The sequence below is a fragment of the Staphylococcus gallinarum genome, assembly GCF_029774255.1.
Classification (GTDB): Bacteria; Bacillota; Bacilli; order Staphylococcales; family Staphylococcaceae; genus Staphylococcus; species Staphylococcus gallinarum.
The window spans coordinates 2,289,534-2,310,828 of sequence record NZ_CP069082.1 but is presented as its reverse complement, the minus strand read 5'-3'; the positions used below and the strand labels follow the sequence as shown (position 1 = coordinate 2,310,828).

At 32.6% G+C, this 21,295-nt stretch carries 23 protein-coding genes; 15 read left to right on the top strand and 8 right to left on the bottom strand.

The annotated features are described in order from the left end of the window. Window positions 1-114: 114 nt before the first annotated feature. Both JN168_RS11050 and JN168_RS11045 read left to right on the top strand, forming a co-directional pair. Window positions 115-732: a DUF47 domain-containing protein gene (locus JN168_RS11050; protein WP_042738139.1), complete on the top strand. Its 618-nt coding sequence runs from the start codon at window positions 115-117 to the stop codon at window positions 730-732. A gap of 14 nt (window positions 733-746) precedes the next feature. Then, window positions 747-1,754 carry an inorganic phosphate transporter gene (locus JN168_RS11045; RefSeq protein ID WP_042738140.1) on the top strand — a complete coding sequence of 336 codons (1,008 nt, stop codon included), beginning with the start codon at window positions 747-749 and terminating at the stop codon, window positions 1,752-1,754. 444 nt (window positions 1,755-2,198) lie between these two features. On the opposite strand, the gene JN168_RS11040 is transcribed toward JN168_RS11045, so the two are convergent. Continuing rightward, the gene (locus JN168_RS11040) at window positions 2,199-3,014 is read right to left on the bottom strand and encodes a LysM peptidoglycan-binding domain-containing protein (protein ID WP_042738141.1); all 816 of its coding nucleotides are present in this window, start codon (window positions 3,012-3,014) and stop codon (window positions 2,199-2,201) included. Window positions 3,015-3,502: 488 nt separating this feature from the next. Here JN168_RS11040 and JN168_RS11035 point away from each other — a divergent pair, with 488 nt between their 5' ends. The 3 genes from JN168_RS11035 to JN168_RS11025 all read left to right on the top strand — a co-directional run bounded on the left by JN168_RS11035 (window position 3,503) and on the right by JN168_RS11025 (window position 5,571). Beyond that, entirely contained in the window at window positions 3,503-4,162 is a 660-nt protein-coding gene (locus JN168_RS11035; protein WP_042738142.1) for a Bax inhibitor-1/YccA family protein, read from the top strand. Window positions 4,163-4,349: 187 nt separating this feature from the next. After that, window positions 4,350-5,066 carry a YebC/PmpR family DNA-binding transcriptional regulator gene (locus JN168_RS11030; RefSeq protein ID WP_042738143.1) on the top strand — a complete coding sequence of 239 codons (717 nt, stop codon included), beginning with the start codon at window positions 4,350-4,352 and terminating at the stop codon, window positions 5,064-5,066. A gap of 1 nt (window position 5,067) precedes the next feature. Beyond that, entirely contained in the window at window positions 5,068-5,571 is a 504-nt protein-coding gene (locus tag JN168_RS11025; RefSeq protein WP_042738144.1) for a cupin domain-containing protein, read from the top strand. 59 nt (window positions 5,572-5,630) lie between these two features. Here the strand turns inward: JN168_RS11025 and JN168_RS11020 are convergent, their stop codons facing one another. Further along, entirely contained in the window at window positions 5,631-6,743 is a 1,113-nt protein-coding gene (locus JN168_RS11020) for a 5-methyltetrahydropteroyltriglutamate--homocysteine S-methyltransferase (protein WP_042738145.1), read from the bottom strand. 211 nt (window positions 6,744-6,954) lie between these two features. On the opposite strand from JN168_RS11020, the gene JN168_RS11015 reads away from it, so the two are divergent. From JN168_RS11015 to JN168_RS10995, 5 genes are all read left to right on the top strand, one after another. Continuing rightward, on the top strand, window positions 6,955-7,638 hold the full coding sequence (locus JN168_RS11015) for a ribonuclease FAU-1 family protein (protein WP_229366978.1): 684 nt from the start codon (window positions 6,955-6,957) through the stop codon (window positions 7,636-7,638). A 278-nt stretch (window positions 7,639-7,916) separates the two neighbouring features. Continuing rightward, the gene (locus JN168_RS11010) at window positions 7,917-8,774 is read left to right on the top strand and encodes a LysR family transcriptional regulator (protein WP_042738146.1); all 858 of its coding nucleotides are present in this window, start codon (window positions 7,917-7,919) and stop codon (window positions 8,772-8,774) included. 93 nt (window positions 8,775-8,867) lie between these two features. Further along, a complete protein-coding gene (locus JN168_RS11005) occupies window positions 8,868-10,079 on the top strand; it encodes a sugar efflux transporter (protein WP_107527407.1) in 1,212 nt (403 codons plus the stop codon). Between the two features lies 1 nt (window position 10,080). Then, the gene (locus JN168_RS11000; protein WP_042738147.1) at window positions 10,081-10,569 is read left to right on the top strand and encodes a DUF456 domain-containing protein; all 489 of its coding nucleotides are present in this window, start codon (window positions 10,081-10,083) and stop codon (window positions 10,567-10,569) included. Window positions 10,570-10,838: 269 nt separating this feature from the next. Next, a complete protein-coding gene (locus JN168_RS10995) occupies window positions 10,839-12,008 on the top strand; it encodes an MFS transporter (protein WP_042738148.1) in 1,170 nt (389 codons plus the stop codon). Window positions 12,009-12,829: 821 nt separating this feature from the next. Here JN168_RS10995 and JN168_RS10990 read toward each other — a convergent pair. Then, window positions 12,830-13,513, bottom strand: coding sequence for a DUF1129 family protein (locus tag JN168_RS10990; RefSeq protein WP_107512908.1), 684 nt, complete (start codon window positions 13,511-13,513; stop codon window positions 12,830-12,832). 96 nt (window positions 13,514-13,609) lie between these two features. Here JN168_RS10990 and JN168_RS10985 point away from each other — a divergent pair, with 96 nt between their 5' ends. The 4 genes from JN168_RS10985 to JN168_RS10970 all read left to right on the top strand — a co-directional run bounded on the left by JN168_RS10985 (window position 13,610) and on the right by JN168_RS10970 (window position 15,626). Next, the gene (locus tag JN168_RS10985; RefSeq protein ID WP_229366979.1) at window positions 13,610-14,080 is read left to right on the top strand and encodes a GNAT family N-acetyltransferase; all 471 of its coding nucleotides are present in this window, start codon (window positions 13,610-13,612) and stop codon (window positions 14,078-14,080) included. A gap of 39 nt (window positions 14,081-14,119) precedes the next feature. Continuing rightward, on the top strand, window positions 14,120-14,332 hold the full coding sequence (locus JN168_RS10980; RefSeq protein WP_052495406.1) for an SA0632 family lipoprotein: 213 nt from the start codon (window positions 14,120-14,122) through the stop codon (window positions 14,330-14,332). A gap of 361 nt (window positions 14,333-14,693) precedes the next feature. Next, window positions 14,694-14,990, top strand: coding sequence for a hypothetical protein (locus tag JN168_RS10975; protein ID WP_042738151.1), 297 nt, complete (start codon window positions 14,694-14,696; stop codon window positions 14,988-14,990). Window positions 14,991-15,083: 93 nt separating this feature from the next. Then, window positions 15,084-15,626 carry a GNAT family N-acetyltransferase gene (locus tag JN168_RS10970; protein WP_042738152.1) on the top strand — a complete coding sequence of 181 codons (543 nt, stop codon included), beginning with the start codon at window positions 15,084-15,086 and terminating at the stop codon, window positions 15,624-15,626. Window positions 15,627-15,868: 242 nt separating this feature from the next. Here JN168_RS10970 and JN168_RS10965 read toward each other — a convergent pair whose 3' ends face one another. Further along, window positions 15,869-17,284 (bottom strand): aminotransferase-like domain-containing protein, encoded by a 1,416-nt coding sequence (locus JN168_RS10965; RefSeq protein ID WP_279525893.1) that lies wholly within the window; start codon window positions 17,282-17,284, stop codon window positions 15,869-15,871. 162 nt (window positions 17,285-17,446) lie between these two features. Here JN168_RS10965 and JN168_RS10960 point away from each other — a divergent pair, with 162 nt between their 5' ends. After that, entirely contained in the window at window positions 17,447-18,064 is a 618-nt protein-coding gene (locus tag JN168_RS10960; RefSeq protein ID WP_107513194.1) for a LysE/ArgO family amino acid transporter, read from the top strand. A 233-nt stretch (window positions 18,065-18,297) separates the two neighbouring features. Here the strand turns inward: JN168_RS10960 and JN168_RS10955 are convergent, their stop codons facing one another. The 4 genes from JN168_RS10955 to JN168_RS10940 form a co-directional block, all read right to left on the bottom strand. Next, window positions 18,298-18,864 carry an LOG family protein gene (locus tag JN168_RS10955; RefSeq protein WP_042738155.1) on the bottom strand — a complete coding sequence of 189 codons (567 nt, stop codon included), beginning with the start codon at window positions 18,862-18,864 and terminating at the stop codon, window positions 18,298-18,300. 18 nt (window positions 18,865-18,882) lie between these two features. After that, on the bottom strand, window positions 18,883-19,332 hold the full coding sequence (locus tag JN168_RS10950) for a YaiI/YqxD family protein (protein ID WP_042738156.1): 450 nt from the start codon (window positions 19,330-19,332) through the stop codon (window positions 18,883-18,885). Between the two features lie 4 nt (window positions 19,333-19,336). Further along, window positions 19,337-20,038, bottom strand: coding sequence for a hypothetical protein (locus tag JN168_RS10945; protein WP_107513196.1), 702 nt, complete (start codon window positions 20,036-20,038; stop codon window positions 19,337-19,339). Window positions 20,039-20,241: 203 nt separating this feature from the next. Then, entirely contained in the window at window positions 20,242-21,117 is an 876-nt protein-coding gene (locus tag JN168_RS10940; protein ID WP_042738158.1) for an undecaprenyl-diphosphate phosphatase, read from the bottom strand. Between the last annotated feature and the right edge of the window lie 178 nt (window positions 21,118-21,295).

Genomic DNA, 21,295 nt, shown 5'->3' with positions numbered 1-21,295 from the left:
AAAATGAGTTTATTGTAAATCTGCGCATGCTCAGTTTGTCAGGAAGTAATTATTAATTTTTTAAATTTATTGAAGGTGATTGGTGACAGTCGCTGTAAATGGAGGATTTTTTGGATGTTAAACAAGAAAAAAGATAAGTTCATGGTGCAACTAGAGGAAATGGTATTCAACTTAGACCGAGCAGCAATTGAATTTGGGAAGATGGATTTTAATACACATTTAGACCTTAAAGCTTATTCAGATAATATTAAAACCTACGAATCTCATGGTGATGAGTTGATGCACCAAGTGATTTCAGATTTAAACCAAACTTTTATTACACCAATTGAACGTGAGGATATCCTCTCTTTATGTAACGCAATTGATGATGTATTAGATGCAATGGAAGAAACTTCAGCAATGTTTGAAATGTATTCAATCGAATACACAGATGAATATATGGCTGAATTTGTAGATAATATACAGAAGGCTGTTGCAGAAATGAAATTAGCAGTGGGCTTACTTGTTGATAAGAAATTATCACATATGCGTATACACTCTATTAACATTAAAGAATTTGAAACAAATTGTGATGGTATATTACGTCAATCAATTAAACACATATTTAATAGTGAAACAGATCCAATCACATTAATTAAAGTAAAAGATATATATGAAAGCATGGAAGAAATTGCTGATAAATGTCAGGCAGTAGCGAATAATTTTGAAACTATAATTATGAAAAATAGCTAAGGAGTCTTAATTTTATGGAATACATTATGATTATCACAGTAGCTATCGTTATTTTTTCACTTGCATTTGACTTTATCAATGGTTTCCATGATACAGCCAATGCTGTTGCTACTGCTGTTTCAACGCGTGCATTAACTCCTAGAACTGCGATTCTATTAGCAGCTGTTATGAACTTTATTGGTGCATTAACATTTACTGGAGTAGCGGGCACAATTACAAAAGATATTGTCGATCCATTTAAATTAGAAAATGGACTTGTCGTAGTTTTAGCGGCGATTATTTCTGCGATTCTTTGGAACTTGATTACTTGGTATTATGGAATTCCTAGTTCATCATCACATGCATTAATCGGTTCTATTGCAGGTGCAGCGATTGCATCTCAAGGTTCATTTGCCGTATTGCATTATCAAGGATTTACAAAAATAATCATCGTATTACTATTATCACCTGTAATTGCTTTTGCAGTAGGGTTTATTATTTATTCGATTGTTAAAGTCGTATTTAAAAATGCTAATCTTACAAAAGCAAATAGAAACTTTAGATTTTTCCAAATTTTCACAGCGTCATTACAATCATTTTCACATGGTACAAACGATGCGCAAAAATCAATGGGTATTATCACTTTAGCACTTATCGTAGCTAATGTTCAGCAAGGTACTAGTGTTGAGCCACAATTATGGGTAAAAGTTGCCTGTGCGACAGCGATGGGTCTTGGTACTGCAGTTGGTGGTTGGAAAATCATCAAAACAGTTGGTGGTAACATTATGAAAATTCGCCCAGCTAATGGGGCAGCAGCTGACTTATCATCAGCACTAACAATCTTTGTAGCATCATCACTACATTTCCCATTATCTACAACACATGTTGTATCATCATCTATTCTTGGTGTTGGTTCAGCAAACCGTATTAAAGGTGTTAAATGGAACACTGCGCAACGTATGATTATCACTTGGGTAATCACATTACCAATTTCAGCGCTTGTAGCAGCAATTATTTATTATATCATTAATATTTTCTTGTAAATGGTTGAATGATAGTTTAAGACTATGAAATAGCCTATACTTAAAGAAGCAATCTGTGCTTATATCGCATAGATTGCTTCTTTTTTTGAAATTATATTCATGTTGGAAATGGTTATTAATCGTTCAACCTATAAATATAGACAATGCTTGTTCTCGACGATTATTCGTCTGAGTAGTTGTCTTACAAACACATGCAGCATTTTGTAGTTTAAATTATGACTATAGAACTATGAAATCTAAAGCGGTTCAATACATTTAATGAGGGAAGGCAACTATAGTCATATGATATCTATGGTCATTGTCGTATACTGTCAGAAATACGCTATATCTATATTCATTAGATGTAAGATTAAATCCATTCATAATGCATCATATAATAAATAAAAAACCGATATGCCTTTGGTGAGATTACCAAATGGCGTATCGGTTACTTTATTTAATCAATTAATGAATGTAATTGTAGCTTGATACTTCTGAAGCTGGGATAGTACGATAGTCAACTGTACCTGGAGGTGTATTATAATTCATTTCTGAAATTAAGATACTACCATCAGGGTTAACACGTTCAACATATGCTACGTGTCCTACAGCACCTGCATATGTTTGTAAAATAGAACCAGCACTTGGTGTATTGTTTACTGTATAACCATCAGCTGCGGCATTGTTTGCCCAGTGATCAGCGTTCCACCAGTATGTACTGATAGGTTGTCCAGTTTCAGCTCTGCGATTAAATACGTGCCAAGTACATTGTCCCCAGTCGTATAAGTTAGCATCGCTTGCTGTTGAACCTGTATTTGAAGTTGTAGTTGATCCCGTAGCTGTACCACCTGAACCGCCTACTCCTGTTCCTCCAGGAATTGTTAATGTTTGATTTGGTTGTATAATATAACTATTTAAGTTGTTTGCAGACATGATGTCTTCTACAGAAACACCATATTTACTTGCAATAATGTCTAATGACTCACCAGATTGTACTGTGTGTGTATTGCCACCTGCTGATTGTTGAGAAGTGTTAGAGTTACTGCTTTGACTTTGTGATCCACTTCCACCAATTTCAATAACTTGTCCCGGAAATACCATATTGTTATTGATATTATTATTTTGCTTAATTTCCTCTACAGAAACACCATATTGTTGTGAAATAGTCCAAAGTGACTCACCCGACTGTACTGTATGTTGTGTCGATGCTTCAGCGTCATGATTAGCTAAAAATGCTGCTGCTCCAGAAGCAGCGGTTACTGCAAATGCTAATTTTTTCAAAAGAACTCCTCCTCTGATACCTTATATATGTCCCGAAGTTATAAGAGCATATAGTTTATAGTAATAATCTAAATACAATTTCCATATTAACAAAAATCACAACCTTTGTGTCCGTTGTTATAAAGTTGTAATATTATTAACATTTTAAGGCAAATAATCCTATGCACGTTGAATACCCTTACAGCCGTATTTAAAACTAATAATATTGATTTAATGTAATAGTTAATTTTCACATTTGTAATATTAATTTATAAATCAATATGTAACAATAGGATTAACTGAAAGCAATTTTAATTATTAAAAAATAAGGTCAAAATTCATATACTTTATATGGTTTGCTGTTTAAAGATGTTATATTGATGTTTGTAGTGACTCATTTTAGTGAAAATGTATGTGAAGTAATATTTTTATCACAAGAATAAACAGTGAGATATCACGCATCAGTGAACCACGCAACTGAGTAGTTGTTAATTAGAGGAGTGAACAATATGGCTGAAACAGCACATAGCACAAAGAAGCAACACCGCCAATCTAATAACAAGTCACAAGCCCGAACATATGGCAAAGTATGGTTATTCTTTGTATATTATTGGATTATTTTTGGCATAGGTTGTTATTTTGGACAATATCTACCTTTAGAATGGCGTCGGCCATTATCTATTGTGTTACTTGTCTTAGTACTGATTACAGTTCTGTTTAACCGTGCGAGACGTTATGGTATCGTCATTTCTCATATATATGCAATTGTCGTAGGACTATTATCATACGCTACCTTTACTGCTTATTTACAAAATTTAGGACCAGAAGTTTTTTATAAAAATGTGATTCTTGCAATTGCAGCATTTATTGTATTTGGATTGATAGGATACTTCCTCATCGGCAATGCTGCGAGTATGGGTAAATATTTATTTGTCACTTTAATTGCATTAATTGTTGCTAGTTTAATAGGTATGTTTATACACAATCCTATATTTCACACAGTGATAACGGTAGTAGGTTTGTTATTGTTCCTATTATATACGTTGTATGACTTTAACCGTATGAAACGCGGACAGTTCTCACCGCGAGAAATGGGCTTTAATTTGTTTATCAATTTATTACACATTATTAAATATGTATTGAACTTAGCTAATAGATTTAAACGCTAAATGTCATAATTAAATAGGGCAACTTTGCCAAGCTAAACACACACTTGATTAATAAAATATTAAGTGTGTGTTTGTTTGTAACGAGGCGTAAATAGATTAACTATGCGTGCATCTATGTTATAAATAGAAAATATTGTATAATATATCATGGTAGTTAAAGTATTTATCGAGAAAGTGAGATGACAGTATGGGACGTAAATGGAATAACATTAAAGAGAAAAAGGCCCAAAAAGATAAAAATACAAGTCGAATTTATGCGAAATTTGGTAAGGAAATCTATGTTGCAGCTAAATCTGGTGAACCAAATCCAGAGTCTAACCAAGCGTTACGTTTAACGTTAGAACGAGCTAAAACATATTCAGTACCTAATCATATTATTGATAGAGCAATTGAGAAAGCAAAGGGCGCTGGCGATGAAAACTTTGATGAATTGAGATATGAAGGTTTCGGTCCTAGTGGTTCAATGATTATTGTCGACGCGTTGACAAATAATGTAAATAGAACAGCATCAGATGTACGTTCTGCATTTGGTAAAAATGGCGGCAATATGGGTGTTTCTGGTTCAGTAGCTTACATGTTTGATCATACTGCTGTGTTTGGTATTGAAGGTAAATCTGTCGACGATACATTAGAATCATTAATGGAACAAGATGTTGATGTACGAGATGTGATTGATGAAGATGGTCTGACAATTGTTTATGCAGAACCTGATCAATTTGCTCAAGTACAAGATGCATTAAAAGCATTTGGTGTGGAAGAATTTAAAGTAGCTGAATTTGAAATGTTACCTCAAACAGATATTGAATTATCTGCAGAAGATCAAGCTACGTTTGAAGGTTTAATTGATGCGTTAGAAGACTTAGAAGACGTACAAAATGTTTTCCACAACGTGGATTTGAAATAATATGAAACATATAGTGAATAACTGGGTAAAACAACTAGAATTAACACCACATCCAGAGGGTGGTTATTATAAAGAAATAATTAAAGGAGAATGGGACGAAACAACATCTCGTGCAAGTTATTCGAGTATCTATTTCTTGTTAACCCATGATAATATTTCCCACTTTCATCGCATTGATGTAGATGAAATTTGGTATTACCATGCTGGAGATTCTTTGACTGTACACATGATTCAGCCAGACGGTACATATAAATATGTCACTATTGGTAATAACATTGATAAAGGTGATGTCTTACAGTATGTTGTACCGAAAGGAACGATATTTGCATCGTCAATTGAAGGTGGACAAGGTTATGCTTTAGTAGGTTGTATGTGTCAGCCAGCCTTTGAATTTAATCACTTTGAAATGTTGAGTGTTGAAAGGCTTAATAAGGATTATCCACACTTAACTGAAATTAATAAAAGATATGCATTATCAGAATCTGAGATTAATCAATCATATTAACACATAAAAAAAGAATGTTATCACATGCGAATTGCGTGGTGTGATAACATTCTTTTTTATTATTTAGCTGTTCCAAATACTTCTTTGGCAATTTCTACTACATAAGCTAGCTTTTGCCATTGTTGTTCTTCAGTTAAGTTATTTCCTTCTTCTGTAGAAGCAAAGCCACATTGTGGACTTAAACAAATTTGATCTAAATCTATATAAGCCTGTGCTTCTTCGATGCGTTTTAGTACGGTTGCTTTATCTTCTAAGTCACCTTTTTTCGAAGTGAACAATCCAAGTACAGCAGCCGATTGCTCTTTAGGGAAGAATCTTAATGGCTCAAAATCACCTGAACGTTCGTCATCATATTCTAGGAAGAAACCACCTAAGTTTTCCTTGAATAAATAAGGTGCGACGGGTTCATAACCACCAGAAATAGCCCATGTTGATTTATAATTACCGCGGCAAATGTGAGTAGTAATTAATAAATCTTCTGGTAAATCTTGTACAGCATCATTGACGACACGGTAAGCCAATTGTCTTGCTACTTCTTTTTCTTCTTCTGAACGATCTCTACCACGTGTCTTTTGAGTACCAGATGTTAAATTTGCCCAGTAAACATCATCCAATTGTATATAACGAGCACCCAATTCATAAAATTTAAGTAAACTATCATGATATGCTTTAGATACATCTTTTGCAAAATCTTCAATATCTGGGTATATATCTTCGTTTAAAATATTTGGATGGAAGAGTTGATTAGGACTTGGGATGGAAACTTTTGCTGTTGCGCGGCCATTTACTTTATCATGTAAAAATTTAAAATGTTCAAAATGAGGATGTTCAGCATTGAATGCTACTTTGTCTACTACTTTGACATTATGATTACGCGTTTCTACACCTTCGAAAGATAAACCTTTTTCAGAAGTATAACCTTCAACACCTGCTAAATTTTCTAAGAAGTCAAAATGCCACCAACTTCTGCGAAATTCGCCATCTGTGATACTATGTAAACCTACTTCTAATTGCTTTTCGATAATATGTTCAATTTCTTCATCTTCGATTTGCTTTAATTTATTAGCATCGATGACGTTATTTTGATAATCAGCGCGGGCGTCTTTTAAACGTTGAGGGCGTAACAAACTGCCGACATGATCCGCTCTGAAAGGTCTATGTGTTATTGCCATGTCTCTATCTCCTTTTATTAAGAATTTTCAGAAAAATATAAATAAAATTTAACAGAATTCAAAAGTAATGTCAATTTCGCTTTTGGGCTATGAAATATAGTACAATAGTACTAAATAAATTGTGCAAAGTTATTTTGGACGTTGAAATGGCATAACAACAGATGACACATAGAAGTCAGTTATATATAATAATGACAAGGAGTTGATGGCAGTGAAAGTAAAATATATTGATAAGCGTCACTGGCGTCGCATCATTGATAGAGAGTATACAGAAGTTAAGGTGAATAATAATAAATACAAAGGGATTATCGGCTTAGTAACGATGAAGAAAGTACGTGAACCATTAGAGGTGAGCGTCGTTGGACAAAATATCGTCGTAGCTGATGATAATTATCAGTGGCTACAAATTTTACCTGAAAAGAAACGTTATAGTATCACAGTGATGTTAGATGACAAGGGCAATCCATTAGAGTATTACTTCGATATAAATATAAAAAATGTAACACAAAAAGGAAATGCTCGTACGATTGATTTATGTTTAGATGTGTTGGTGTTACCGAATGGTAAGTATGAATTGGTGGACGAAGATGATTTGCAACGTGCATTAGATCAAGGGCAAATTACTAGAAAGCAGTACCATGAAGCATATGTTATTGCACATCAACTCATGATTAAGATAGATGAAGATTTCAAGACAATGCAAGATAAGATTATGTATTGCTATCATAAGATAAAGCATAAACCTAAAGCGAAAAAGCCATATAAACATCCCAAACATAAAAAGAATGAGCGTAACCACCATGGGCATAAACCAAAGCATACAAAACATAAGCAACATCCTAATTATGTTTCAAACACACAAAATAAACAAATTGACTCAAAAGAGCAGAATTAAAGTTATTTACCCATTATAGCGGTATAGATTTAGAGATAATCACATTTAAATGCCTGTTGTATCAATAGCTAAGAATCTATCAAAAAGGATATGAATCATTATATCGGTATAGGTATAATCATGTTATAGTAATTATTATGGTTAAGAAACAAATAAGAGTATCAGAGACTCAAGTTAAACCATCGACACATTGCATATATAGTTAAATTAATGATAAATGCATTGATTATTAAATGAACAATAGAATGTCAGTTTTTTTGAGCATATAGGGGGATAATATGAAGATTGATGATTATCGCTTGTTAACTACTTTAGACGAAACGAAAACACTACGAAAAGCTGCTGAAATACTCTATATATCACAACCAGCGGTAACACAACGTTTGAAAACCATTGAAAATGCTTTTGGTGTGGAAATCTTTATACGTACGAAAAAGCAACTGATTACGACAACTGAAGGAACTATGATTATAGAACATGCTAGAGATATGTTAAATAGAGAAAGACTATTCCTCGATAAAATGCAAGCGCATATAGGCGAAGTGAATGGGACAATTTCAATAGGTTGTTCGTCGTTAATTGGTCAAACATTGTTACCAGAGGTTTTAAATTTATATACAAGACAATTTCCAAATGTAGAAATTCAAGTTCAAGTAGGATCAAGTGAACAAATAAAGGCGAATCATAGAGACTACCATGTAATCATTATTCGTGGTAACAAAATTATGAATTTAAGTAACACACATCTTTTTAACGATGAACATTACTTTATTCATCCAAAAAATCGCTTTGATGAAGTTGATAAATTACCATTTATTGAATTTCAGGCAGATCCGATTTATATTAATCAAATCAAAGAATGGTATAGTAGCCAAATTGGACAAGATTATCGTGCGATGATAACAGTGGATCAAGTCGCAACATGTAAAGAAATGCTACTCAACGGTGTAGGGGTAACGATTTTACCAGAGATTATGATGCGTCATTTAGACGAAGAGCAGTTTGAATTTAAACGCGTTAACATCGATGAGAAACCACTTATTAGATCGACTTATATGAGTTATGATGCAAGTATGTTGCAATTGCCTCAAGTGGATTCATTTATTAACTTAATGATGGAATATGTCGAATCATAAATAAAAAATAAGGCATGTAAATTCAATTATTCATGTGAATATAATTGGATGGATGTATTCAAACCTATTTTACAAAGAATTGAGGTTAAATCGATGTTTGGAGCATTACTACATATTAAAAACTATAAATTATTTGTGGTGAATATGATGTTGTTAGGTATGGGCATTGCAATAACAGTACCATACCTCATTTTATTTGCTACAAATGAATTAGGCATGACATCGTCACAGTATGGTTTATTATTGGCTTTAGCTGCGATAAGTCAATTTATAATGAATACGATTGTAGCGCGTTTTTCAGATACACATGATATTAACAGAAAATTAATTATAGTCTGTGCGCTATTTATGGGAGCAGTAAGTTTTTCTATTTATTTCTACATCCATGAAATATGGTTGTTTATCGCTATTTATGCAATATTCCAAGGTTGCTTTGCACCTGCAATGCCACAAATGTATGCATCAGCACGTGAATCTATTAATGCTTCTGCCTCTAGAGATAGAGCAAAGTTTGCTAATGCAGTATTACGTTCAATGTTTTCATTTGGATTTTTATTTGGGCCATTGATTGGAGCTTTATTATTGCAAATGAATGGTTATTCAGGCTTATTTGCAGGAACTATTTCGATTATTTTGTTCACACTCATATTGCAAGTATTTTTCTTTAAAGATATTAAAACCAAGAAAAGTGTTTCTGATGTTACACATGTGGAAGCGGAAGCGCCTAACATGTTACGTGATAAACGTTTATTCGTGCCATTTGCTGCCTTTATTTTATTACATATTGGACAGTGGATGTATACACTCAACATGCCATTATTTGTTACAAAGTATTTAAAGGAACCAGAAGGCTATGTAGGTGGACTTGCCAGCCTTTGTGCAGGATTAGAAGTACCATTTATGGTGTTGTTAGGTGTGTTGTCGGCAAAGTTAGCAACTAGAACATTATTGATGTTAGGTGGTTTGTTTGGAGGATTATTCTACTTTAGCATTGGTGTGTTTGATAGTTTAGTTATGATGTTTGTTGGTCAGGTATTCTTAGCAATCTTCTTAGCAATTTTATTGGGATTAGGTATTAGCTACTTCCAAGATATTTTACCTGACTTTCCGGGATATGCTTCCACGCTTTTTGCTAATGCCATGGTTATCGGGCAGTTGTGTGGTAATTTGCTCGGAGGTATTATGAGTCAATGGGTTGGCTTAGGAAATGTTTTCTTTGTATCAGCATTGTCTATATTTATTGGTATGGTACTCATTTTCTTTACTAAAGATCAAAAATTCACAGAAGAAAGTACGGTGAACTAGATTGTCTCTAATCTTATGGATACTAATTATTTTAGCATTTGTGGTGGCTTTTATTGGTTTGATTAAACCGATTATCCCATCAGTATTAGTTTTATGGATAGGGTTTTTAATTTATCAATTTGGTTTTCATAATCATCATTTAACATGGGTGTTCTATGTTTCAATGATATTATTTACGGTATTTATTTTATTGGCAGATTTCTTAATGAATAAATATTTTGTTAATAAATTTGGAGGTTCAAAGTTAAGTGAATATGCAGCTCTAGTTGGTGTGATTATTGGGTGCTTTGTATTTCCTCCATTTGGTATTATTATCATTCCTTTTGTAGCAGTATTAATAGTAGAATTAATTCAAGAACCTAACCTTTCACAAGCATTGAAGGCAAGCTTCGGCTCAGTTATTGCTTTCTTAGCAAGTTCAGTTGCGCAAGCAATTGTAATGCTTATCATGGTAATTTGGTTCTTTGTTGATGCTTTATTAATTAATTAAATCATTAGTGAGTAATCGAAAGAGTTAACAGAATGTAGTGTCGATATTTCAAATAATATTGGTGCTGCATGTGTTAACTCTATTTTATTTTTATTAACTTTAATCATTCAATATATATAGTTATGTCAAATTGTGTAATTAAAAATTTAATGAAAGCGTATTATTTATAAAAATTAATTAAATTTAAGCAACCCTCTTGTTTTCACTAAGCAATTTTTAGTATAATCACAAACATGTTTGAAAAAAATTGAAAACGGAGGGAACCACATATGAAATATCCAGTAGCTATATGGATGCTTGCGATTGGTGCATTTGCGATAGGGATGTCAGAATTTGTAATTATGGGTTTGTTACCCAATATTGCACGTGATTTTGATGTAACAGTCAGTCAAGCAGGACAACTGATTACCGGCTATGCATTAGGTGTAGCGATTGGTGGTCCTATACTAGTAATGTTAACAATCAAATGGAATAGAAAGTATCTACTGCTCGTACTAATGGGAATATTTATTTTGGGAAATATTGCCGTTTCACTAAGTCCTAATTATGGCTTAATGATGACAAGTAGAATTATTACTTCTTTAGCACATGGTTCTTTCTTTGGGATTGGTTCTATTCTTGCAGCAAGTATGGTTAATCCTGAAAAACGTGCAAGTGCAATGGCACTTATGTTTATGGGATTGAGTTTAAGTAATATCTTAGGCGTGCCATTCGGTACATTAGTAGGACAAAATTTTGGTTGGCAAATGACCTTTATCATTATTTCAATTATTGGTGTACTTGCGTTAATAGGAATTATTATATTTGTTCCTATGCGTCGTGAAACTGTGAAATCATCAGTACTCAAAGAATTAAAGATATTAAAAGAAAAGCGTTTGTGGTTAACGTTAGCAGTAACATTGTTTGGTTTTAGTAGCGTTTTTGCTTACTTCACATACATTTCTTCGACGTTAACAGATGTTTCACATGTACCGGAAAACTTGATTTCTTATTTATTAATCATTTTCGGGGTGGGTGTGACATTAGGTAATATTGTAGGTGGTAAACTTGCAGACTGGAATCTAAATAAAGCACTTAAAATTATCTTTGTTGTGTTTATTTTGTATTTCATTTTATTATATTTTGTACAGACAAGCGGTATTCTTATGGTAGCAGGTATTTTCTTCTTTGGTTTAATCGGCTTTAGTATGAGTCCATCTTTACAATTTAAGAGTACGTTAATTTCTAAAGATGCACCAACTTTAGCAAGTACTTTAAATCAATCTGCATTTAATTTAGGTAATGCATTAGGTGCCTTTATTGGTGGTGTTGTGGTTACAAACTTACCACTTGCATCATTAAGTTTAATTGCACCTATTTTAACTGTTATCGGTTTAATATTCTTATTTATCAGTATAGCTGTTGAACGTAAGGAAGATACACTAGTATCTCATTCATAGTTAAATGTTATTGTTTCATGTGTTTGATGTAGTATATGCCATATAAATAATGAATTTACTACTTGTGTTTAAAATAAAGCGTCTCAAGGACATACAATAAAGCACACAGATAAATTATCAATTTATCTGTGTGCTTTTTTAATATTTAAATATTACGTATTGTTGTCTCGCTTTCCTAGGGGACAGCTTCAGCCTGTAGTCTTCAGCTTGTCCTGTTCCCACAGGAGTCTCGCCAAAATACGTTGTAAGAAATTATGATTTCATATTGAAATACTTTAGGGTACCCATATTGAATGTATAGTGTTTGTGTTGAGATATAAATCATCAAATGCACAGATAACTTATCTATTTATTTTTTTCGATATTTCGTATTGTTGTCTCGCTTTCCTATTTGCCTTCTCGTTTTTGGTCTTCAACTGTCATTGCTTCTTTGGAGTCTCACCTATATACAATGTGTCTATGTGTAAAGTCAGATTAGTATACTATTGAAAGAAAAAGTTAAGATCCTCTCATTTAATAACCACTTATAAAATAAAATACCGAAATATTTTAAGTATAAAGACTGTAACATGACTCAGCTAGACTACCAAAGGTAACTTCAGTACGTATGTGATCAAATGTTATATCGCGTTAAGTTAATGAAATCGTTGAAATAAGGCCTGGAAATAAATTTGATGAATTTAAATGTTAGCATAGTTGTAAAACATATCACTCCAAATAATATTGAAATAGGCAATTTCTATATTATTTCAATAGAAATTGCCTGTTTATACAGATCCAAAACTTTATGTTTCAGACTCGTTATTTTATAAAAATGTGTTTTATAAGGAAGTAGTTGTTTCCTTTTTAATGAATTTGTGATCTATATACAAGGCAATGGGTAACACGATGAATGAGATAATGATAAATGTCCAATTACCAACAAAGATATAGGGTCCAAAAGCTAAGCTAGATTGTGGAATAAAAAATACATAAAATATTGCTGATAATAGGAGCAATATTACTATATATGTAATTATCCAAGTCCAATGTGATTTTGTAAAGCACTGCATCTGTACTGTTTTAAAAGCCATCCAAATAAACAAAAAGATGATGAAAATGCCAATGAGTATCATGATTGGGAATGTATATAAATATAGACGATTCGCGCCAATGAAGAAACCTATAAAGCCCTTTAAAAAACAAAAGATACCAAAAAATAATAATAGATGTTGAACGATGTATTTAAAAATATTGTACAGTGTTTCATTAGGCAATTTTTTTAACTCTTTTTTGGCATGTGCTTTTGGATCATGGTCAAAGAAATCCATAGCTAAAGTGCCATTACTTTCAGCTTTAAAAAGTTGATTTAAAATGCGATTCAACATTTTTTCAGAATCATGAGGATTCACACTTAAATCAGCACGTACATATGTCATATAATTTTCGAAAATTTCTCTATCCGTATTATTTAGGCGTAAAGATTTAACATTATTTTCGCGCATCAATTTTTCAGTAGATTTCATTTGAATTTCGCATTCCTTTTTATAAAATATTAATGATAGGCTTATTATGACGAATATAATAAGAGAAATCAATATAACTTTTTTATAGGGGGCTACATGCGATATATAACATACGAAGATAAGCATATTATTTCACAAATAGCACAGCTTCATGAAAGTGAACTTGAAAGGCAGAATCAAGATTATCAACAGACAACTTTGTCGGTCGCGTTACGCGAAGAGATGCTCTTAAATGGGTTATACCACGGAACGGATGTCCTAATTACACATATTGTAGATGATACATTAATAGGAGTAATTTGGGGACGCTATTTAAAGCATGAACAGAAGGTCATCATTGAATTTCTATATGTCGCTTTGAGGTATAGACAACAAGGTATAGCATCCAAGTTGAAAGATGAAATAGAGCAATGGGCGATAGAACAGGGAGCTGAGGAAATACAAGGCACAGTTGATGCTCATAATATAATGATGCAACAGTTGAATCAACAAAAAGGTTACCAAGTGAGTAAAGTAATAATGACCAAAAAATTACCGTTAAATAATGAACACAACAAGGATAAATGATAAGATAATTGTGATAAAGTATGAAAAAGGAGCTCCCAAATGAAAAAATGTTTAGCTTTAATATTAGCGTCTACTTTGGCGCTGACTGCATGTGGAAAAAGCGATGAGAAAGCAGCATTAGAGAAAGATGTTAAAAAGCTTGAAAAAGATAATAAATCTTTAAAAGAACAAAAAGAAAAATTACAAAAGCAACATGATAAACTAAAAGACAAGTCAAAAGATTTAGAAAAAGAAATTAACGCAGATACGTAACAAGCATAAGAAAAATAATAGAAATATAGTGAGAGTAATTGTTTAAGAAAATTTCTAAAATCGAACGAAATGACTGCTCAGTATATAAATGATTCGTAAATCAAGCATATGCGGTTTAATTAAATATACTATTATTTTGTCGTTTATTTCCTAGGAAATTATTGTAATATGGTTTTGCTACTTGTTATAATGGGTATCATTAATGATAAATGCAGTTTAGTATATGTGTATTAATTGAAAATATAAAAAAAGAATTGGCTTACTGGATAGTTATGTTGTTTTACATTTGTTTTATAGGGACATTTAAACTAAGGTTAAAACAAATGAATGATTATCCTATATAAGGAGAGAGGTAATTATTATGCATGAACAAGATTTTAATTTATTAGAAGGTCGATCAATAACGCTACCTGAATTAGGTAGAGAAATAGAAAATATTACTGGTAGACAAATAAAAGATTCTACAGGAGAAATCAAACGTGTTATCGCACATTTACCGAATTTTGAATCAGATACGGATACATTCGTAGCTACTTATCAATTGAATCATCAAAATGATTTCATTGATGCAACATTTACTGCTCCGAAAAGTGAGCGTAATCGTTTGAAAGAAATACCGGTTCACGTAGAATTAATTAGTTATATTTCAAGAGCTTAGTGAATTTTGATGTTAGGTGAGTAGCGCGCTATGATTAGTCATAACGCGTTACTTTTGTATAGGGAGTAATTAACCAGTATCGAGGTGTAACAAATGACAGTTTATATTGAAACTGAACGTTTAAGGTTACGTGACTGGGAGGAAAATGATCTACTGCTATTTCAACAAATGAATGCCAATCCGCAAGTTCGAAGATATTTTCCAAGTTTATTAAGTTACCAACGTTCAAAAAGCGATATGAATAAAATGAATAAAGCAATTAATCAAGAAGGTATTGGGCTATTTGCAGTGGAACTAAAGGAGACAAATGGCTGGCTTGGTTTTATTGGTGTAAATTACATAACAAGTGATAGTAAATATAAATTTGATGAATTGCCATTTTATGAAATTGGTTGGCGTTTAATACCTGAAGTGTGGGGCAATGGATTTGCTACAGAAGGTGCAGAAGCAGTATTACAATACGCTAAACAAAAAGGGATATCTGAAGTATATGCATTTTCAACTGAAAATAATATACCATCACGTAAAGTTATGGAAAAGATTGGAATGACCTTTTATGATCATTTTGAGTATCCAGAATTGAGCCCTTATCATGAATTGAAATCGTGTGTACGATATCATATTAAGCTTACTTAATTTTATATATTATTGTCGTTGGGAGATTCAACTATGGGCGCAACAATAATATATACACATATACTTTAAAGAAGTATCAATACAGTGGAAACAATTTAAAATCAAATGTTTTTAATAAGTTATTAATGAATGAATAATGCAACAGGCTGAGATATGTTTAGTTTAATATCTCAGCCTGTTATTTTGATGTTTATTGCGCTGTTAAACAAAGGATAGGAGTGACAAACGAATGAATGAGTTTGTTACTGTAATTGAATAATCAATTGACTTAGTTGTTTTAATGCGTTGTCTATGTCTGATACATCTATATAGGAATATGAGAATCTGATAGCGCGATTGGCTTGTTCACTATAGATTTCACCTGGATTGATCAATATGTGATGACTGATGGCTAAATCGAAAAGTGCTTTCATATCAATCGGATGATAGAGCTCAAACCAAATGTAAAACGAACCTTCAGGAATATGCCATGTTCCTAAATTTGAAAAATAACTTGTTAATGATTGTAAGAATTGGTCTCTTTTTATTAATAATTCATGCTTTAAATTTTGAATATGCCATTGGTGATACTGTGGATTTGTAAGCCATTGTGTAGCAATATATTGAGAAATTGAGCTTGCTCCATAATCATTTTGCATTTTTAAATCTGCTAAGTGTGAAACTACAGTTGATTTACCAATAATCCAACCTATTCTTAATCCAGGGCTTACAGATTTTGATAGACTACCTAAATAAAGAATGTTGTCGTTATGATCCAGTGACTTTAATGGGCGTGGTCTAGGCCTATTAAAGTAGAGCTCGCCATATACGTCATCTTCAACAATTGGAATACCATGTAGTTGGCATTGGTGAACGATTTTTTTGCGTTCTTCTATACTATAGCTATGTTGTGTCGGATTATGACAGGTTGGGATAGTATAGAATAGACTATGTCTAAAACGTTGTGAATGATTAAATATATGATTGATATTACGTTTAATTGTTGAAATTGGTAGTGACTTTAATTCAGCATGTATATTGTGCCATGTTCGAATGGAATGAATATATGAAGGCGATTCAATAATGATATGTGATTGTGGTACCAGTAAACCATCAGCAATTAATTTCAATCCTTGTAATGCCCCTGAAGTAATGCATATTTGATCTACCGTGCAGTCAATTCCCCATTGTTTCACATGCTCGACAATAGCGCTTCTTAAACTCAAACTCCCTAACGGGTATTCATAATTTGATGTTAACGGAATATCATTACTCTGTGCTAGTATTTCTTTGAATTGTTGGTTAGGGATTAAACTTGGACTTAACTCTCCGGTACTGAGCCTATATAAATCTGAACGAAATTCTAATTCATTGATTCGTTGTATAAAATACTGATTATTTTTAGAAGTACTGTGACTCATATAAGTTTGCCATTGAATATTATCTTTGATATAAGTATTCCATTTGTTATCGGCAATAAATAATCCTTTTCTTGGTTTACTTTCAATAGTGCCATAGCTTTGTAATATATCCAAAGCTTGTATCACAGTTGAGCGATTCACTTGATACATTGTGGCTAGTTCACGTTGAGTTGGTAATTTCATACCAGTTTCAAGTGAGCCATTTTGAATTTGGAGAAGGATATCATCGATAATTTGTTGGTATTTTGCTTTTCCCATTAGCAAACGACTCCTCATGATTGGTTGGGTTATAAATTATGTCGTGGTTGGTCAAAATATTTGAATTTTATTATAGCATAATGATTATAGATTTATATTAATTCTTACGATTATGGGTTGTGCCATAGCATTTTAAGAGAAGCTAATTTGGAGGGACGTTCGTTGATAGAAGCTATTATACATGGATTTATTTTAGCACTAGGCTTAATCCTACCATTAGGAGCACAGAATATTTTTATTTTTAACCAGGGTGCCAACTATAATGGTTTGAAAAGTGTCGCGCCAGTTATTATTGCGGCAGGGTGTTGTGATACGTTTCTTATACTATTAGCAGTATTAGGTGTGTCGCTAATCTTTTATTCGCTACCAATGTTACAAGTAATCATATATGTAATTGGGTTAGTATTTTTACTATATATGGCTTGGACATTATGGAATGAACAAGTTGGAAAGGTGTCGCAACAGTCGGCATTGTCAGTCAAAAAACAAATTACTTTTGCAATGTCAGTTTCTCTATTAAATCCACACGCTGTTATGGACACAGTAGGTGTAATAGGGACCAATGCAACACTGTATCATGGTGAGGATAAGGTGGCATTTACTATTGCTACTATATTGGTTTCATGGATATGGTTTGTCTTGCTTGCAATATTGGGAAAAACTTTACATCACATAGATAAGAGAGGCAAATGGATTGTATTACTTAATAAAATATCAAGTATTATTATCTTAGTTGTGGTATTTATTATTATTAAACAACTTATTCAATTATTTAAATAAGCGGTTAATGTTTGACGTGAAACTTTAATAATAAGGTTTAAAAGGCAAAACATGCACCAGACGGTAATATGATTTAAAAATATGTAATAAAAAATGCTATTCCTCTCATAACGTAGAGAAGAATAGCATTTTTATTGTATATGAAAACTATTACTTTAGGATGGAACAGAGTGCTTTGGTAAGCAACTAACAAAGATGAAAGTAAATCTAATACGTTTTAATGATAGTGACGATTAGTCATATGTTCTAATACCTAATGGTTGGTAGGTATTAATTGTTTCAAATAGCTGTTCGGGCGTTTCGCACAATGGGGCCAGTGATTTATATTTATCATCGATAAAACCTTCCTCAATCATATGATGAATCATAGTATTTAATGGGTCATAGAAATGATTGATATTATAAATTGCGATTGGTTTTTCATGAATACCTATTTGTGCCCAACTATACATTTCGAAAAACTCTTCTAATGATCCAGCACCACCTGGAGCCATAACGAAGGCATCTGCAAGCTCTGCCATTTTATACTTTCGTTCATGCATTGAATCAACTAGTATAAGTTCTGTTAATTTTTGACTAGTGATTTCGCGTTCATTTAACATGTTAGGCATAACACCGATAGCGCGTCCACCATGGTCTAACACACCATCTTGAATTGCGCCCATAATACCAACAGAACCAGCGCCAAACACAAGTTCATAGCCTTGTTCTGCCATACTTTTACCTAATTGATATGCTTCTTTCATATATGTTTCATTGTTTCCTTTACTTGCACCACAATAAACAGCAATGCGTTTCATATTCATATCCTCCTTTGTTTATAACAATTCTTGAATTAACGTTATAAATTTTGACTCAAAAACTTTAATATCTTGATTTGTAAAGGGAGCAGGTCCTTTTGTCCGACCGCCACTTTTTCGAAACTGTGCGCTGACATGGCGCTGTTCTAATAATGTATTAATATTTTGTGCATCATAACGAAATCCTTTGTGGTGGAGTACAGTATGTACCTTGTTGATTAGTAAACTGGCTAAACCATAGTCTTGTGTAATCACAATGTCATTTGATTTGGCGAGTTGCACAATACGATAATCAACGGCGTCTGGTCCATCATCAACATATTTAGTATCTACATGAGCAGGCTGTATTACAGTAGAAAAGTGACTAAAACTACGTACTATTATAACAAAAATGCCTGTCCCTTTGGTCAATTCAATAACTGAATTGGTTACAGGACAAGCATCTCCATCTATTATGACTCGTGTCATGAAATTATTTGCCTTTTTCTTCGTTGTTTTGTTTTACGACACTTTTTGCAACGTAGTTTTTATATTTTTTAAATTCAGCTAATCTAGCTTTTTTATTCTGCTCTTGTTCTTTTTCTTCTTGTTTATGGCGTTTATCAATATTTTTTTGTAGAATTTTATCTAATTTATTGATATCTTTACGGTTATCTTTTTCTAACTTCTCGCCTTTTTTCTCTGTAGTAGCGTCAAGCTTTCCAGGTGTAAGACCAACTTTTTCCATATGTTTGTTGGCTTTTTTCATGTCTTTAATACGTTGCTTTTTGTTTTCTTCGCGTAATTTATCTTCTTGTTTATGACGCTTTTCGATGTTTTTTTGTAAAATTTTATCCATTTTACTAGCTTCTTTACGATTTTCTTTAGCTAATTTCTCGCCTTTTTTCTCGATATAAGCAGGGTCATGTTCTTTAGCAATACGCTTTAATTCACGTTTTTGATCTCGGTCATGTTTTTTCTCGACGACATAGTCTTTTGCAGTAGATGATTTATCAACAACTGCATCTTTAAATTGAACTGATTTACCTGCTACTGTTTTTGAAGCACTTACAGTTTTATCTGTAGCCTTTTTAACATCTGGATGATCTTTTATTTTTTTTCGCTCAACAATTAGAGGTACTAAAAACACAGGAGCTACTGTGATGATTGTTTTGATTAATTGTTTTTTGTCCATACTCGTTGCCTCCATTTAATTTATACTATCTTCATATTACCCTATGATACATGAAAATAAACTGTAATTACAGTTTTATAAAAGGCTTATTAAAAATAAATAAATAGCGCGCTACGCATTTAAATCCTCGAGATATATGCTCTTGGTGCAAAAAAAGATTGGGCACATGCGACGCATGTGTCCAATCTTAAAGTATATTATAATTATGCATTTGTGATGCCTTGTCCAATACCAAAACCAAAGTAAAGAATTGCAATGATAATAACTAAAATAATTCGGTAAATTGCAAATGGAATCAGCTTTACTTTACTGATTAAGAATAGGAACGTCTTAATTGCGATTAAACCAACAATAAATGCAGCTAAGAAACCTAAAATATAGAATCCGATATCACTGATGTGAATATATTCCATATTTTTGACTAAAGATAGTGCACTTGCTGCTAGCATAACTGGGACAGCCATAATAAATGTAAAATCAGAGGCTGCTTTATGGTTCATCTTCATTAATACCCCAGTTGAAATTGTTGACCCTGATCTACTGAAACCTGGCCACATCGCTACAGCTTGTGATAAGCCAATGACAAAGGCTTGGAAGTAGTTGATTTGGTCTACAGTTTTAGGGTTAGTAACTTTTTTGCTATAGATGTCTGCAACTATCATGTAAATTGCACCTATAAACAACCCAATCATAACTGTTGGAACACTAAATAAATATTTTTCAATTACGTCATCAAATAATACGCCTAAAATACCTGCAGGAATCATACCTACTAAGATATGTAATAAATTCAAACGTTTAGGCTTTTGGCCAATACCGTCGATGGGTTCTGATTTATATTTACCAATGTGTAACATTTCAAAATAACGTTCTCTGAATACCCATGCACCGGCAAAAACAGAGCCGAGTTGAATTACAATTTTAAAAGTGAAAGCGGACTGAGAGCCGAGGAACTCACTTGATTTCAACCACATGTCATCAATTAATATCATATGACCTGTAGATGAAACAGGGGCAAATTCAGTTAAGCCTTCTACAATACCTAAGATAATACCTTTTATTAATTCAAGTATTAACATATTTTACCTACTTTCTGTCTTTTTGTTCAATAATATGGTGCTGTTCATTTTTTAATCATAGCATAACAAAAATATGATTTACCACATATATCTGTGAATTTAAGAGAAAGATTAAATTGTAGTAATATTCTATATATTGATGGGTATTTTAACTATTAATATTAAAAAATATAAATAT

Bases quoted from the DNA above. Each gene is read 5' to 3' on its own strand.
- JN168_RS11050 (WP_042738139.1), top strand. From the start codon at position 115: ATGTTAAACAAGAAAAAAGATAAGTTCATGGTGCAACTAGAGGAAATG.
- JN168_RS11045 (WP_042738140.1), top strand. From the start codon at position 747: ATGGAATACATTATGATTATCACAGTAGCTATCGTTATTTTTTCACTT.
- JN168_RS11035 (WP_042738142.1), top strand. From the start codon at position 3,503: ATGGCTGAAACAGCACATAGCACAAAGAAGCAACACCGCCAATCTAAT.
- JN168_RS11030 (WP_042738143.1), top strand. From the start codon at position 4,350: ATGGGACGTAAATGGAATAACATTAAAGAGAAAAAGGCCCAAAAAGAT.
- JN168_RS11025 (WP_042738144.1), top strand. From the start codon at position 5,068: ATGAAACATATAGTGAATAACTGGGTAAAACAACTAGAATTAACACCA.
- JN168_RS11020 (WP_042738145.1), bottom strand. From the start codon at position 6,743: ATGGCAATAACACATAGACCTTTCAGAGCGGATCATGTCGGCAGTTTG.
- JN168_RS11010 (WP_042738146.1), top strand. From the start codon at position 7,917: ATGAAGATTGATGATTATCGCTTGTTAACTACTTTAGACGAAACGAAA.
- JN168_RS11005 (WP_107527407.1), top strand. From the start codon at position 8,868: ATGTTTGGAGCATTACTACATATTAAAAACTATAAATTATTTGTGGTG.
- JN168_RS10995 (WP_042738148.1), top strand. From the start codon at position 10,839: ATGAAATATCCAGTAGCTATATGGATGCTTGCGATTGGTGCATTTGCG.
- JN168_RS10990 (WP_107512908.1), bottom strand. From the start codon at position 13,513: ATGAAATCTACTGAAAAATTGATGCGCGAAAATAATGTTAAATCTTTA.
- JN168_RS10985 (WP_229366979.1), top strand. From the start codon at position 13,610: ATGCGATATATAACATACGAAGATAAGCATATTATTTCACAAATAGCA.
- JN168_RS10980 (WP_052495406.1), top strand. From the start codon at position 14,120: ATGAAAAAATGTTTAGCTTTAATATTAGCGTCTACTTTGGCGCTGACT.
- JN168_RS10975 (WP_042738151.1), top strand. From the start codon at position 14,694: ATGCATGAACAAGATTTTAATTTATTAGAAGGTCGATCAATAACGCTA.
- JN168_RS10970 (WP_042738152.1), top strand. From the start codon at position 15,084: ATGACAGTTTATATTGAAACTGAACGTTTAAGGTTACGTGACTGGGAG.
- JN168_RS10965 (WP_279525893.1), bottom strand. From the start codon at position 17,284: ATGGGAAAAGCAAAATACCAACAAATTATCGATGATATCCTTCTCCAA.
- JN168_RS10955 (WP_042738155.1), bottom strand. From the start codon at position 18,864: ATGAAACGCATTGCTGTTTATTGTGGTGCAAGTAAAGGAAACAATGAA.
- JN168_RS10950 (WP_042738156.1), bottom strand. From the start codon at position 19,332: ATGACACGAGTCATAATAGATGGAGATGCTTGTCCTGTAACCAATTCA.
- JN168_RS10945 (WP_107513196.1), bottom strand. From the start codon at position 20,038: ATGGACAAAAAACAATTAATCAAAACAATCATCACAGTAGCTCCTGTG.
- JN168_RS10940 (WP_042738158.1), bottom strand. From the start codon at position 21,117: ATGTTAATACTTGAATTAATAAAAGGTATTATCTTAGGTATTGTAGAA.